Annotated in this window: 13 protein-coding genes; 7 read left to right on the forward strand and 6 right to left on the reverse strand. The window is 46.9% G+C overall.

The window, feature by feature from the left end; genetic code table 11:
• Window positions 1-112: 112 nt before the first annotated feature.
• Complete coding sequence (locus AC50YO_RS17205; RefSeq protein WP_494849022.1) at window positions 113-1864, reverse strand: sensor histidine kinase; 1752 nt, start codon at window positions 1862-1864, stop codon at window positions 113-115.
• Between the two features lie 292 nt (window positions 1865-2156).
• Here AC50YO_RS17205 and AC50YO_RS17210 point away from each other — a divergent pair, with 292 nt between their 5' ends.
• The 6 genes from AC50YO_RS17210 (at window position 2157) to ptsP (ending at window position 8617) form a co-directional block, all read left to right on the forward strand.
• Window positions 2157-3782, forward strand: coding sequence for a catalase (locus tag AC50YO_RS17210; protein WP_494849025.1), 1626 nt, complete (start codon window positions 2157-2159; stop codon window positions 3780-3782).
• 185 nt (window positions 3783-3967) lie between these two features.
• Window positions 3968-4534, forward strand: coding sequence for a PRD domain-containing protein (locus AC50YO_RS17215; RefSeq protein ID WP_494849028.1), 567 nt, complete (start codon window positions 3968-3970; stop codon window positions 4532-4534).
• Between the two features lie 49 nt (window positions 4535-4583).
• Window positions 4584-5084 carry a PTS sugar transporter subunit IIA gene (locus AC50YO_RS17220; protein ID WP_494849031.1) on the forward strand — a complete coding sequence of 167 codons (501 nt, stop codon included), beginning with the start codon at window positions 4584-4586 and terminating at the stop codon, window positions 5082-5084.
• 31 nt (window positions 5085-5115) lie between these two features.
• A complete protein-coding gene (locus AC50YO_RS17225) occupies window positions 5116-6552 on the forward strand; it encodes a PTS transporter subunit EIIC (RefSeq protein ID WP_494849032.1) in 1437 nt (478 codons plus the stop codon).
• 25 nt (window positions 6553-6577) lie between these two features.
• The gene (locus AC50YO_RS17230; protein ID WP_494849034.1) at window positions 6578-6853 is read left to right on the forward strand and encodes an HPr family phosphocarrier protein; all 276 of its coding nucleotides are present in this window, start codon (window positions 6578-6580) and stop codon (window positions 6851-6853) included.
• On the forward strand, window positions 6854-8617 hold the full coding sequence (gene ptsP / locus AC50YO_RS17235) for a phosphoenolpyruvate--protein phosphotransferase (protein WP_494849035.1): 1764 nt from the start codon (window positions 6854-6856) through the stop codon (window positions 8615-8617). It abuts the gene before it with no gap.
• Between the two features lie 91 nt (window positions 8618-8708).
• Here the strand turns inward: ptsP and AC50YO_RS17240 are convergent, their stop codons facing one another.
• From AC50YO_RS17240 to AC50YO_RS17250, 3 genes are all read right to left on the reverse strand, one after another.
• Window positions 8709-8933, reverse strand: a complete 225-nt coding sequence (locus tag AC50YO_RS17240; protein ID WP_006040330.1) for a helix-turn-helix domain-containing protein — start codon at window positions 8931-8933, stop codon at window positions 8709-8711.
• A 609-nt stretch (window positions 8934-9542) separates the two neighbouring features.
• Window positions 9543-10928 carry an aldehyde dehydrogenase gene (locus AC50YO_RS17245; protein ID WP_494849037.1) on the reverse strand — a complete coding sequence of 462 codons (1386 nt, stop codon included), beginning with the start codon at window positions 10926-10928 and terminating at the stop codon, window positions 9543-9545.
• 150 nt (window positions 10929-11078) lie between these two features.
• The gene (locus tag AC50YO_RS17250; RefSeq protein ID WP_494849038.1) at window positions 11079-11909 is read right to left on the reverse strand and encodes a YhcN/YlaJ family sporulation lipoprotein; all 831 of its coding nucleotides are present in this window, start codon (window positions 11907-11909) and stop codon (window positions 11079-11081) included.
• 174 nt (window positions 11910-12083) lie between these two features.
• Here AC50YO_RS17250 and AC50YO_RS17255 point away from each other — a divergent pair, with 174 nt between their 5' ends.
• Entirely contained in the window at window positions 12084-13076 is a 993-nt protein-coding gene (locus tag AC50YO_RS17255) for a ketoacyl-ACP synthase III (RefSeq protein WP_494849255.1), read from the forward strand.
• 3 nt (window positions 13077-13079) lie between these two features.
• On the opposite strand, the gene AC50YO_RS17260 is transcribed toward AC50YO_RS17255, so the two are convergent.
• Entirely contained in the window at window positions 13080-14225 is a 1146-nt protein-coding gene (locus AC50YO_RS17260; protein WP_494849039.1) for a CgeB family protein, read from the reverse strand.
• A complete protein-coding gene (locus tag AC50YO_RS17265) occupies window positions 14226-15323 on the reverse strand; it encodes a CgeB family protein (protein WP_494849041.1) in 1098 nt (365 codons plus the stop codon).
• Window positions 15324-15530 lie beyond the last annotated feature (207 nt).

The following is a 15530-nucleotide window of genomic DNA, read 5'->3' on the forward strand; positions in this document are numbered from 1 at the left end:
CCACAAGCGGAATCGAGTTTGCGCAACCGAAGGATGTCCCCTAACAAAAAGACGGCTTTCCATTTGCTGTAATGGAGAGCCGTCTTTATTCCAACGTCTTGATGAATTTCAACTAATAATGAGGGATACGAATAATGAAAGCTAGCTGGCCAGTCTCTGAAGCTGCAATTTGAATGGTGCCTTTATATTTGTCGCATATGGACTTGACGATATACAATCCAAGCCCCTTATGGTTATTGTCTTTGGTAGTGAATCCCGCATTGAATACAGGTGCATCCACGATTTCGTCGGCTCCCCAGCAAGTATTCGTAATCTGGAACTCCAGATAACCGTCAATCTGATTACCAATCAGTTCAACCTGCCGTTCCTGCTCTGGATACTTCATGACCTCATCAAACGCATTATCAATCAAATTACCAAGCATTCGGTTCAAATCGAGTGTCTTGACGCCCATTTCCAGCCTGCTCAAGCCATTGAAGGTACAGCAGAATTGAATCCGGTTGATCTCGGCTTGAGAAATTTTTGAACGGACTAAGGCAGCAATAGCCGGATTACCGATATTGATGATATCGTTCATGATTCTGATTTCGCCCGTCAATTCCTTCGTATAAGCAACAAGCTCCTTCGACTTATTCAGCTCCGCCAAGGAATGGATCGTCTGAACATGATTCAGGAAGTCATGGCGCTGCGCGCGTATGGATTGGAACATATGGTTAATTTCTTCTGCATAGGTTTGCTGGGTAACCTCGACCATCCTCTCCCTCGACTGACGATAATGATTCATCACCAAGGTAGCAATGGCAATGCTGAGGCCTGTAACGATAAGAATAATAAGACCGATGTCCAAAAATTGCGAATCCAATTCATCTTGAATAATTCGGTAATCGGTTACGAGCGAGAGAACATAGCTGTTAATCCGTTCCCCATTCTCATCCACGATATTAATGCCCAGATCCTCAGTAAAGACAGGCAGGAACATCTTCAGCACATGCTTGCCGTTTACTACTTCGTTCAGCTTAACAATTTCTCCTGTACGATAGGCTTTCTCGACGCTGTCACTATCCCGATCTGACTTATAATTGTAGGTTCCATAAAAGATCGGCTTCTGCAGCAGATGCTCTTGCTCCTCGCCACTCGCATTAACGGAAATAAACGGACCTTTATTGAAGGTCTCTGGATTAATAACCGTTACTTCAAGCAAGGACTCATTGCTGGCAATCGATTTCTCAATAACCCGATCGACCCCGGTCACCTTCTCATATTCCGCCAGCATCGTGTAATTGACAAAAGGATCAATAATATAATTCGTCGTTCCATCGTGATAGTAGCCCCACTTATAAATATTGGTGGCGTCGGTTGTTGCGACCTCGAACGGACCACTCCAGAAATTCGGCAAGGTTTGTCCAAGCCACTCTATGGTTACTTCCTTCTGGTCGAACAGCTGATTAAAGGCAACATACCAGGGGTCCCATGTCTTCGTCCCGCTGCCCAACTCCTTCTCATCCGAGGACCTGTATAGCACAATATCATCAGCCGTTCGCTTCAATAGGGAGATATGCTCTACTCCAAGCTTCCTGCTCAATTCCTTGAGCTGATCATTCGTCACCTTCTCTATATCAGGATCAAGTGCATATTGTGCTGCTATGGAGACAGCTCGAAGCTCTCGACCAATCTGATCCTGGAACCGTTCCGAGCCTAACCGGGATTGTTCAACAGAAAATTCGATTTGTCTGGCAACGGCATGCATTTCATGACTCAGCGCTTGCTCGAGCGATCGTTCTGTTAAAAAGTAATAAGCCGTATTGTTTAATAAAATAATAACAATGATTGTACTGATCGCCAAAAACCACATATTGCGCTGCATTATAGTGCTCCTCTATCTCTTAATGTCCCTTTGATTATGTCTGATAATACGAGAAACGACAATATAGCCGCTGAATAAATAGTATTAGAATTTCTTTCCTTTCCCACAGATCCCCCTTCTGTTCTGGGAATGCACCATTCCCTTCAGCCGCGCCCGAAATTACTTAATTATACCATAGGGCTACTTTTGAGAGAATAACTATTGCTTAGATGATTACATATTTAGACATATGATGTGGAATAGTACGCAAGTGAATGACTGTATTTTCATATATTGGAGGATTGAAGTCGATATGCCAACTAACGATAGCAATGGAACAAATGTTGCGAATCCCGGTGATGCCCGTGATAACAGACACGCACCTGGAGAAACAGAGCATACCCTTACCACAAGGCAAGGCCACCCCGTTACGGATAATCAGAATATAAGAACGGTAGGGAATCGTGGTCCCTCTACTCTGGAGAACTATCATTTCATTGAGAAAATCACCCACTTTGACCGTGAGCGTGTTCCAGAGCGCGTGGTTCATGCCCGAGGGGCTGGCGCCCATGGTTATTTCGAGGCGTATGGCACTTACGGCAGCGAGCCTATTCAAAAATATACTAGAGCCAAGCTGTTCCAGGAAAAAGGAAAGCGTACACCTGTATTCGTTCGCTTCTCCAGCGTTATCCACGGCGGGCATTCACCTGAGACACTGCGAGACCCGCGAGGCTTTGCTACCAAGTTTTATACAGAGGATGGCAATTGGGATCTGGTAGGCAATAATCTGAAGATCTTCTTTATTCGCGATGCAATCAAATTCCCGGACATGGTGCATGCCTTCAAGCCTGATCCCGTTACGAATATGCAGGATATGGAGCGCTTCTTCGATTTCGTATCCAATTCGCCTGAATCTACACATATGATCACCTTCCTCTTCTCCCCGTGGGGCATTCCAGCCAACTACCGCCAGATGCAGGGATCAGGAGTCAATACTTACAAGTGGGTCAATGCAGAGGGCCAAGCCGTACTGGTCAAATATCATTGGGAGCCGCTTCAAGGCATACGGAATTTAACGCAGAAGGAAGCGGAAGAAATTCAAGGAAAGAACTTTAATCACGCAACACAGGATTTATATGAAACCATCAAACGAGGTGAATTTCCCGAATGGGAGCTCCAAGTGCAGATTATGGAGGATGGCGAGCATCCTGAGCTGGACTTTGATCCGCTCGATGATACGAAGCTGTGGGACCCCGAGCAATTCCCAATGGTATCTGTAGGCAAAATGGTACTGAACAAAAATCCGGGAAACTATTTTGCAGAGGTCGAGCAAGCCTCATTCGGGACAGGGGTATTGGTAGATGGACTGGATTTCTCCGATGACAAAATGCTCCAAGGCCGCACCTTATCCTACTCCGACACGCAGCGTTATCGGGTAGGCGCGAATTACTTGCAGCTTCCAATCAATGCGCCCAAGAAGAGAGTGGCAACCAATCAACGAGATGGTCAAATGGCATTCTACGTGGATCTCGCACCCGGACAGAATCCCCATATCAATTACGAGCCCTCTTCCCTTAATGGCTTAACCGAGGCTCAGCCAAGCGGCCAGCCATATGAGCCGGAGTATCAAGCCAAGCTCGTCAGGGAGCCGATCGATCGGACGAACAACTTTGGCCAAGCTGGGGATACGTTCCGCAAGTTCGAGCCTTGGGAGAAAGAAGAGTTAATCAGCAATCTGGTGGATGCTTTATCAACCTGCAGCCCGGTCATTCAACAGGCGATGATCTCGCATTTCACCGAGGCTGATAAGGAATATGGCAGACTCGTCGCCGAAGGATTGAAGCATAAAGAGCAAGCGTCCCAGCATGTAGGCACTCCTTCTGCCAATGAGGGCATGGAGATCGCTGAAGAACTCGGCCATAGCACGGATGGCTACTGAATAGGGACTTGACGAAAACGTTTTCCTATGATTAAGTGGAAGAAAACATACCATCTCGGCGTGTTACTTTGATCGAATGAAGGCATGAGCCAAGATAAGTGTTCGTCTGACGCTGTCAGTGCGAGCTCTTTCTTGGTTCTTTTTGTCCATTTCGATAGTCTTATATTAGAGGAAGGGGTTGCATCATGGCTGGCGATTATCGGGTTGATCGCATTATCGGCAACAATGTTCTACTGACCGTTGATACGCAGACAGAGAGAGAATACGTATTAGTCGGAAAAGGTCTTGGGTTCTCGTTAAAAAGCGGCATGCTTATCAACAATAAGGATCCTCGCATTGAAAAAAAGTTCCGGCTGGACGATACGGAGCAGATGCGCCATTACCCTGCCCTTCTAGAAGAAATTGATCCTGAGGTTATTCGGATCACAGAACAAACGATCAATCAGATTAAACTCAGGATGAATTGCGATGTGAATCCCAAAGTGTATTTCGCACTGCCCAGCCACATCCAATTCGCTGTATTCCGGCTCCGTAACGGAATGGATATTGTGAATCCGTTCTTGAACGAGACGAGAAAGAAGTTCCCTGTAGAATTCGAGATTGCGGAGCATCTGGCCGACTCAATCAGCAAGCAGTTTGAAGTCGCTATCCCGGAAGACGAGGTTGGTTTCCTTACCTTCCATATTTATTCGGCCATTCATAACGTACCTGTGGGACAACTCGTAAAAGAAGCTGAACAAAGCAGCTCCTAGCCTAACCTCATAGAGACATATAGTTAGCAACCAAGGAGGACCTAACACCATGCTGTCCAAATTATTCGGGAATACACAACCAACTACGGTAGAAGTGTCTTCGCCTCTTACCGGAACGATCATACCGCTGGCTCTTGTACCCGATGAAGCTTTTTCTGCCAAACACATGGGAGACGGTATCGCAGTAGATCCAAGCGAGGGAAAGCTTATCGCCCCTTTTGACGGAACGGTTGCCCATTTGATTCATACTCATCATGCCATCATTCTTGAGCATCAGACCGGACTGCAGCTGTTGATCCATATCGGGATTAATACTGTCGCCTTGAAGGGTGACGCCTTCGCGCCTCTTATACGGTCAGGCGAGCGCTTCTGCAAAGGGCAAACGCTGATAGAATTCGATGCCAAGCAAATAAAAGCAGCCGGATATTCCTCGATCTGCCCAATTGTAGTGGCGAATGAGGAAGAAGTTAAGCTGCTCGAAATAACAACAGGCAGCGGCCACGTATCCGCTGGGAATGAGATTATTTTGACTGCTAGAGTAAATCGGTAGCATTTCTTTTCATGAGAGAGGACGATCTTCGATGCTCGCTTTTTTACAGAAAGTCGGCAAATCATTAATGCTTCCTGTCGCTGCCCTGCCTGCGGCGGCCCTCTTGCAGCGCTTCGGAAAAATCGATTATGTAAAAGACTTTCACATGGGGGAGTTCGGCGCTTGGATCAACCATTACGTCGCTCCCTTCCTTGAAGCTGGCGGATCGGCTATTTTCGACCATCTTCCGCTCATCTTCGCCGTTGGCCTGGCTATTGGCCTTGCAGGGGACGCGGTTGCTGCGTTGGCAGCCGTAATCGGCTATCAAGTATTCATTACCGTACAAGCTCAGGTTCCGATCGTATTCGATAAATTGTTGGGAAGCTCAACCGAGTTGAATATGGGGGTGATGGGCGGCATCATCGTAGGGTCTATTGCCTCCCTTTTATACAACCGCTTTCATAAAATACAACTCCCGGATTGGCTGGGCTTCTTCAGCGGCAAACGATTCGTGCCCATCATAACTTCCCTTGTTATGGTTGTAGTGGCCATTCTGCTAGGCCTTATCTGGGGACCCATCCAAATTGCGCTTGATGCATTCGGCAATACGGTAGTTGGATTGAACAGCATCGGTGCCCTTCTGTTTGGCATAACGAACCGTTTGTTAATTCCATTCGGCTTGCATCATATGCTGAACTCTGTTGCCTGGTTCCAGATTGGCAGTTTTACAGATGAGGCAGGCAAAGTTGTTCACGGCGACCTAACTCGATTCTTCGCAGGAGATCCAAGTGCAGGCATGTTCATGACAGGGTTCTTCCCTATTATGATGTTCGCACTGCCGGCAGGCGCACTTGCTATTATTCACACAGCCAGACCTGAGAAACGAAAGCTGATCGCTTCTGTATTTTTCAGTATAGCATTCGCTTCTTTCTTGACAGGAATTACGGAGCCGCTGGAGTTCGCTTTCATGTTCGCCGCTCCGGTCTTGTATATTATCCATGCTGTCCTTATGGGCTTCTCCGGCTTCATTATGATGGAGCTTGGCGTGAGACACGGCTTCGGCTTCTCAGCAGGCTTCATCGACTATATTATTAATTTTCAGCTTGCAACCAAGCCTCTGCTTATTGTTCCAGTCGGCTTAGCGTTTGCCTTCATCTATTATTTTCTGTTCCGATTTGCTATCGTTACCTTTAACCTAATGACACCGGGGCGTGACCCGGATGATGCAGCCACATCCAAGGAAGACAAAGAGGGAATCGGCGTAACTGAGCAGATTGTCGCAGCCCTTGGAGGTGCTTCGAATATTGCTGGTATTGATGCCTGCATAACTCGCCTTCGCCTTGTGTTACTGAACGAACAGACTCTTGATGACAAAGCATTGAAGAGCTTGGGAGCAGCAGGCATTATTCGTCTTGGAGGCGGTGCCGTCCAAATTGTGTTCGGCACCAAATCCGAACGAATTAAAGATGATATAAGCAAGCTTATATAAACGATAGGAATGAGGAGCGCGGGACGTGCGTAACGACTATATCATACTGAATCCGTTGGGCATTCATGCAAGACCTGCCCGCAAAATTGTGGAAGCAGCCAAAGCTTATCCATGCTCCATAACCCTTATTAAAGAGGGCCGCAGCTATAATGCGCGCAGCTTCGTCCATGTTATCTCAACAGGAGCAACCTGCGGGGATACCATTACCGTATCTGCCGATGGAGAGCAGGCAGCGGAAGCTATCGCAGCTGTAGGAGCAATCCTAACCGAAATCGAGCAGCATATAGAAAAGGAGCAATAAATGATGCAGCTCCAAGGAATTCCGGCTTCACCCGGCTATGCAATTGGACAAGCCGACATTCAAGCTTCCCTAGTCATACAGAATGTGTATGATGAATCCATTCCTCCTTCAGCCATTAACGCTGAGCAAGAGCGGCTGCAGGCTGCTCTTGCTCAAGTGGCGGATGAGCTTAGCGAGCTTGCCCAGCAACTCAACTCCCTTGGAAAGTCGGTAGCGGTAGAGATCGTCATGACACAGCTCCTGCTGCTGGAGGATGAAGAATTTGTCGGGCTTATCCAAGACCGAATTGCAACCTTGCTCTGGTCACCCGAATATGCGCTCTCAGAAACGACTAACGAAGCAGTAACTGCGATAGAACAACTCGATAATGATTACTTGCGGGAAAGAGCTGCTGATATTTGCGATGTCAGCCAGCGAATTATGAATAAGCTGCAGCGCAGGGAGTCAAGCATCGGAGACGACTCAGGCAGCCGATTAAGCAGCAGCCTAATCTATACCGCTTCAGATATCTCCCCTTCCATCACCGCTCAGCTTGATCCAAGCCTGGTTGCAGGAATTATCACTTCAGCAGGGAGCCTGACCTCCCATTCCGCCATTATCGCCCGCTCGGTCGGCATTCCGGCTGTCATCGGGCTCAACATGCCGCTAGGTGACCTCATCCAGCAAGGCGATACCCTCATTGTCGACGGCGTTGAAGGCTTGGTATTTATTAGACCAGATGAAAAGCTATTGTCTGAATATCGAAAAATAAAGCAGCAATATGATCATCATCAAGAAGCAGTCGCTTGCAATGCTGGTGGCATAGGTACTTCATGCCAGAGTATGGATGGCGTCCCTATCCAGCTCCTGGCTAATGTCTCATCGGCTGCTGAGGCGCGCCAAGCAAGTGCAAGAGGTGCCGCAGGAATTGGGTTATTCCGCACCGAGTTTCTTTATTTCAATCGTTCTGAGCTTCCATCAGAGGAAGAGCAGCTCCAAGTCTTCCTCCAAGCCATAACAGCATTCGGACCAGAGCATCCGATTATTATTCGTACCGCTGATATCGGCGGTGATAAAGAGCTTCCGCTGCTCCAGCTTCCCAGAGAGGATAATCCCTTCCTTGGATACCGGGCAATTCGGCTTTCCTTAGGAAGAACGGACCTATTCAAAACGCAGCTTCGCGCCATTCTCCGAGCGAGTGCAACAGGCAATATAAAGGTGATGTTCCCTTTAATATCCACCATGAGCGAATGGCGAGAGGCGATGCGCCTCCTGAATGAGGCCAAAAACGAGTTGTTGGAGCAGGGAATTGCCTTCAATGAAAGCCTCCCAGCAGGCATCATGATTGAAACGCCTGCTGCGGCAATCATGACAGATCGGTTCGTGCAAGAGGTTGATTTCTTCAGCATTGGCGCGAATGACCTGCTGCAATATACGATGGCTGCAGACCGCTTGCATGCACAGCTTGGCGCGTTGAATGATCCTCTGCAGCCTGCCCTTCTGCGCTTGGTGAAGCATGTTATTGAGACTGCACATGCCCACGGGAAGCCCGTAAGCATGTGCGGCGAAATGGCAAGTACGGCTCATGCCATACCAATTCTGCTAGGGCTTGGCCTTACAGCCTTCAGCATGAACAGCAGCTCACTTCCTTCTGCACATGCGCTACTTTCTTCGCTCTCACAAGAGCCAATGCAACAAATAGCTAGTGCTGTACTTCATTGCGATAGCGCTACAGACGTGCGCACCTATATAGAGAAGCATGTCCCCCAGATAATTTCTTCATAAGGCAAAATTAAATCCCCCGTATTTCCTTGTGAGAGGAATTTCGGGGGATTATCATTAGCCAGACAATCGAGCAGGGAGAAATTGCGCTATGTTAAATTTGTAACTCCCCAAGCTTGATAAGCTCGACAACCGCTTGCGAACGACCTTTTACATTTAATTTTTGCATGACATTCGAAATATGGTTGCGAACGGTTTTCTCGCTGATAAATAATTGCTGCGCAATATCTCTTGTTGTCTTATCCTGTACCAACAGCTCAAATACCTCGCGTTCACGATGCGTCAATAAAAACTTGCTCTTATGGTCGCTACCCTTCAAAGTTTGTCACCCCTCCTTGCTCGGGTTTTTATGGTCTAACAAGGTTAAGGGATACAGTCAAATTATAGTATGAAGAGGCGGTTATAATGGTGCTGTCTGTGAGGAAAATGGGCGGGTTCATTCAGAAGTTGGGGGATGAGCGACAAACTGAGCTTCCAATACATAGTGAAAAAACAAGCGATGCCCGACGAAATGGCATCGCTTGTTTTTATTGTTTTGGTGTTAGTTATTCGAAATCCATAAGCTGCTGCTCACAGCTCGCTATTCTTGATTGTTGGGATTTGGGATAACCCCTTCGATTTGTTTTTTCGCAGCAACACCAACAAGAACAATGGATTTTTCCTTTGGCAAAGCTGCCTTGGTGCTTGACAATCCAGCCTAAATGTAAGGCGAAACCTTTTTTGCGCTGAATGATACGCTTTCTGTGGTGCCGGATAATAGCTTGATTTCGGTTTGTTCGATACGGTTTTATTACCATCACGCTCCCTTGGGAAAAGGCTCAGCCCGCAGGAGTTCCAAGGGGAAATAGGCTTCTACGGGCAGAGCATGATGGAAATCTTCTTAACATTCAATCGCATCTGAATCACCTGCTTGTATGAAATTTCACTTCTATTTCAAAAATCGCCGAACCCACTTCAATTTCTCGCCATAAGGCGGGAATAACAGCTTAATGTCCAATCTGGTGCTTTTTTTCATTATACTTTTCTGATGGGAGAACAGTCGGTAGCTATGCTCGCCATGGTAAGCGCCGATTCCTGCGGGACCAACACCGCCGAAGGGCAAGTAAGGATTAGCCACATGCTGGACTGTCTCGTTCACGCACCCTCCGCCGAAGGATATCCGCGCCAGCACTTCGCGTTCAACGCTTGAATTCTCTGTAAAGACATATAAGGATAATGGCTTGGGGAGACGATTAATCGCTGTGATTGCCTCATTGAGCTGACTATAAGCCATAATCGGAAGCAGGGGGCCGAATATCTCTTCCAACATAGCAGCATCCTCCCATGAAGCATCAAGAAGTGTAGGCTCTACATACAACTCCTCTCTATTCATCCTCCCTCCGAATATTATCTTTTCCCTGTCCTTCTCCAGCATCGCTGCAAGCCGGTCAAATTGCCGTTCATTAACAATCCTGCCGTAATCAGAGCTTAGGGAAGCATCTGAACCATAAAAGCTAACAACGGCTTCTTTCATCCGTTTAACTAAATCATCTTTAATCGCGGCATCCGCCAACACATAATCGGGCGCTACACAGGTCTGCCCGGTATTGAGCAGCTTGCCCCATATAATTCGCTTCGCTGCTAAATCCAGATTAGCTGTACGATCGACGATCACAGGGCTCTTTCCTCCAAGCTCCAGCGTGACCGGCACCAAATTCTTGGCAGCAGCCTCCATCACCAGCTTGCCTACTTGGCTACTGCCTGTGAAAAACAAATAATCAAAAGGTGCATGAGTAAGAAGCGACGTAACCTCCCGTTCGCCTTCGACGACTCTAATATAGCTCTCCTCGAAGGCTGCTTTAATAATCTTATGAATAACTGCCGAGACATGAGGCGTATTCTCCGATGGCTTCAATACGGCACAATTCCCAGCAGCAATCGCCCCAATAAGCGGTTCCATCACTAGCTGGAACGGGTAATTAAAAGGCCCGATGATAAGAACGGTCCCATAAGGCTCATTCAGAACATAGCTTCTTGATGGAAACAGCATAAGCGGCGTTTTCACTTTTTGTCGTTTTGTCCATTTTCGTAGATGCTTGCTTATATGGGTAATACTATTAAGAACAAGGCCAATCTCAGTTGTAATGGCTTCAAACTTACTTTTGCGCAAATCCTTATAAAAGGCAAAGAGAAGCTCATCCTCATGCTGTTCAATGGCTTCACGTAGCTTCTTAAGCTGCTCTAAACGAAATTGAACGTCCCGAGTCCTGCCCTCATGGAAAAATTGCTGATGCGAGTCGAGTATCGCTTGTACATGCTCTGGCGTTAAATTCATCTGCGATAAGACCCCCTTTTAATAAAAGTTTCTTATGCATCAGTGTACACGTCACCCAGCCTTATCGCAATTTTCCTCAGCCGCCGACGCCGAACAAGTGAACAAGAAAAAAGCCGACTGCAAGCAGTCGGCTTAGCTAAGCTCCGTTTATTAACGATTCATATCGAAAATGTCGCCACGCATTCTATTTCTATGCGCATCGTTAGTCGTAATCGTATCTACACGGGCTGGGAATAAGCGCTCAGCCATAGCATTGAATTCTGCCACGAAGCCTTGAATCGGATGCCCCAGCTTCACATCATTCATGTAGCTATTCATTCGGCCTACGAAGTCAGGATTGGCTGAAACATAGACATGCTCGACGCTTGGGTTCATTCGCTTCACTTCTCTTGCTATATCCTCTTTAACTTTGGCTGTAAGAGCTTCCTCGCCTGTAGATAATGTATTCATTCTCGAATACCGGTCAGCTGTGGATTTGCCTACATAGTTGCCATTGGTACGACTGAGTGCTCTTGTATTCCCTTTGTTATGATGATCTTCAAAGGATACGGCTACATAGGCGTTATTGTCGGTCAGCATTACATAAGCTGATTTAATCGTATTCTTATTGATGAGCTTGTTTGCGATTTGATCGCTCATTTCGATCTTATAATTTTTATGACTGCCTACAATATTATTGCTATTCAACCGTCGTCCATTTACCCGATTCATCTCGTTCATTTGATCATTTGCGAAGCGTTTGTTATTCAAGTTATTCAAATTATTCAATCCATTGCCGTTCCCATTATTGAGCATATTGCTGTTCCTGTCGTTCAGTGCATTGACGTTGCCATTGTTCAACAGGTTGCCATTTGCATCATATCTGACCGCATTTTGACGAATGTTGCGATTGCCAAGCTCCCCATGATTACTTGCGCATCCAGCACCTAGAACAGCTGTTAAAGCTACACTTGCGGTTAATAATATAAATTTCTTATTCATAAGTCCATAATTCCTCCATTCGAAGTTGGTCTAGGCTTTCGAATACCACTATAGCCTGTGCCTTTTCAGAACAGGCTATACGGAGGGAAGCTTGACAAAACCACTACAACGAAGTAAATTAGTGTCAGGTGTTAGTATCTGGTACTAATAATATGCGATAAGGATGTGAACCGAATGAAAAAGCTTGCTTTTCAATCCAATGCCGCTATAACAGCAATCGGCTCCTACGTACCTGCACGAATATTGTCCAATGCAGAGCTGGAACAGCTCGTTGATACTTCGGATGAATGGATCGTACAGCGTACTGGCATACAAGAACGCCGTATAGCTGAGCCTAATCAATATGCAAGCGACCTATGTATAGAAGCCGCCAATGATCTTGCATCCCGTTATAACAAGTCATTAGATGACGTTGATTATATTATTGTAGCCACATCCACACCAGATTCATTCGTCCCAAGTGTAGCTTCTCGTGTACAAGCTCATTTCGGAATGAAGGCATGCGGTACTGTCGATATACAGGCTGCATGTGCCGGCTTTACGTCCGGCATTCAATTAGCCAATGGTCTGCTGTTGTCCGGATTATATCGCAAAATACTCGTTATTGGCTCCGAAACCTTATCCAAAGCAACCGACTACACCGACCGTACGACTTGTATTTTATTCGGTGATGGTGCAGGTGCTGTTCTAATGGAAGCTGAAGCAGAAGGCGATATATTAGCAGCTTCCAACGATACGGAAGGTAATGGCGGACATCTGGTCTATCGCAGCAGTCTAGCCTCTGCTATCGGTCCGCATGAATTGAATCCATCCGGTCACATCGTCCAAAATGGACGCGAGGTGTATCGCTGGGTCGTTAGCAAAGTATCTTATGCTATCACTGAGCTGATGACCGACAATAACTATTCTGTCGAACAGATTGACTGGTTTGTTCCTCATAACGCCAACCAGCGAATTATAGATGCTCTGTGTGAACGTATTGGCTTCTCATCTGAGCAAGCCTTGTCCAGCATTGCGAAGTATGGAAATACGTCTGCTGCCTCGATTCCGCTTGCCCTTGATGATGCAGTCAGAGAAGGCCGAGTAGTACCCGGCCAATTGCTCCTGCTCTATGGCTTCGGCGGCGGCTTAACCCAATCAGGTGTCATTGTACGCTGGTCGATATAAGCATCATTGCTGGATGATTAGATTAGGAAATAAGAGCGACAGCATCGTCTGAAGGCGGCTTGCATACGTATGTTCACGAAGCGTACGGTACAGCCCGCGCATAGCGATGTCTTGTCGTTCCTTTTCGTGATGCAAATAATACTCCAGCTTCTCTACCATTTCCTCTGGTGTAGCATAGGTGACGATCTCAAGATCCGGCGTATAGAACGACACCAGGTCATCACGAATATCGGTTAATTGCAGGACCCCGCAAGCCGATATTTCGAAGGTGCGAGGGTTAGGAGACACGGCGGAGATGCCAAGTTCATTATTGTTGAAGTTCGGTTCATCATATGCTCTATGCATATTGATCACAATCTTGGATGCGTTATAGGTCAATGCGGTATCTTCTGGTCCCATCCAATTATCCAGCTTTATACGCGAGCGCAGCAGATCGAATCGCTCCAAACGATCCCACCATATGCCGGATATGAGTGTGTTCTTGGATGCAAGATAGGAAGCTGCTTTGTTGAAGTTAGCCACGCGATTCATATAAGCCGAGCCAATGAAGCTGATATCCTTGCGGCTCGAATACTCCGGCTTCATCGGCCGATATTGGGATGGATGGACGCCAAGAGGAAGATAATGAACACTTGAACACCCAAGCTGTTTATACAGCTCTACACAGTTCCTCTCTAATGTGAATACTTCATCATAATGGAGAACCAAAGTGGATGTAATATCGGTGTAGTAAGGGTCATCCGTCAGCCAGATTGCCGTGCGAATTCCTTGTGCTCTCATCGCAATGACTTGATTCACATCAAATTGCAGCCCATCAAGCACTATTACAATATCCGGCCTCACAATAGCTGCGATTTCTGCAATCGGCTGTCCTGCAGTTGCAACGGTTAGCTGTGCAACAGAGGCATTCAGTGTCAGCTTCACTGCCTCATCGAGAGGTGAATAGGGAAAGCCTTTACCCGTCTCTACAAACATAACGTGAACAGGCCAGACCGTTATCTGCGGTTGGTGGCGACTGCTGATAGATTCACATTGGCCTAGCCAATACCCATGCTCCCATCCTGTACGATATCCTTCCGAGCGACCAATCTCCTCTAATGACCTTTCTGTCCTCTTATGACGAGGAGCCGAAGCTTTAGCCACTATCATTCACTCCTTCGTTACCAGCTGCAGCAGCTCTATTATTCGAGTTGAAAAGGTATGATTGCGCAGCGTCCGGCATAATCCGCGAATTGCTATTGTTCTGCGCTCTTCTTCATGAGATAAGTAATAATCAATTTTTTCTGACAGCTCTGCCGCATTGGTATACGTTCCAATCTCATAGCCAGGACGGTAATAGCGCTCCAAATCCGCGCGAATATCCGTTAATTGAAAGGTTGCACAGGCTGCTATTTCGTACGTTCTAGGATTGATTGACAATCCCGGATATTGCAATGAATTGAAGTTATCCGCTCCTGCTTCTGTTGTCCGGTGCATGTTAATGACGATCTTGGCCCCATTATAATAAAGGGCAGATTCTTCGAAAGGCAGCCATTCCTTGCGTATAGCCCCTTTCAATAGCCCATATTGCTGCATTCGTTCCCACAAACCGCCAGCGATAAACACTTTTTTCTCTGCCAATCGCTCCGCTATCGCGTCGAACATCTCTACACGATTCCAGAACGCCTGCCCAATAAAGCATACATCGCTGCTGTATTCCAGCCCAGTCTTCATCGGCTTGTATATGGCATCATTTGCTGCTAAAGGCAAGTAATGAACATTGCGGCAGCCAAGCTGCTCATATAATGCAATCGTACTAAGCTCATGGGTAAGCACAATATCATAATGAGTTGCAGCCAGAGCAGTCACCGATGACATATAAGGATCATCTACGAACCATACCGCAGTTCGGATACCGAGCTCACGGATGGCATCCATTTGCTGCAAATGATCCTCTGGAAATATATGAAGACCATTCAACACCAGAACTAGGGCTGGTTGAAGAGAGGCTGCCTGCTGCGCAATTGCAGCACGTTCTCCGACCAATACCTCCTGTACGGCTGCTTGAAGCGCTGCAATGATCCCTTCGTCGATAGCATCAAAGCCCTGCGGAATATATAAAATACGCATAGGAAGCTTGACTGGCTGATCCTTCACTATTGTTTGCTTAATAGCCTCGCTTGCTCCATCTCTCCACCCTGCAGCATAGCCTGCTGTTAATCCTTCCCGTCTTCCTGTCTCAAGCAATCTCCCCTTTGTCGAGGCCATGCCTACACCTGCTTTGCCTTATAGTTGATCATGCCATTCCACTTATCTATATGCCTTGCAAGGTGTATCCATATCGTCACTTGTCCCCTAAGAGCAAAAATTGGCGCATGACCAGGTTGGAATGATATTCCAACAAAAAAAGCCTCATCATCTGGCTGCACCGACCAAGCGGACAGTCAGAAAATGAGACTTTCTTTAAAAATATCG

This window comes from Paenibacillus sp. J22P59 (assembly GCF_059383895.1).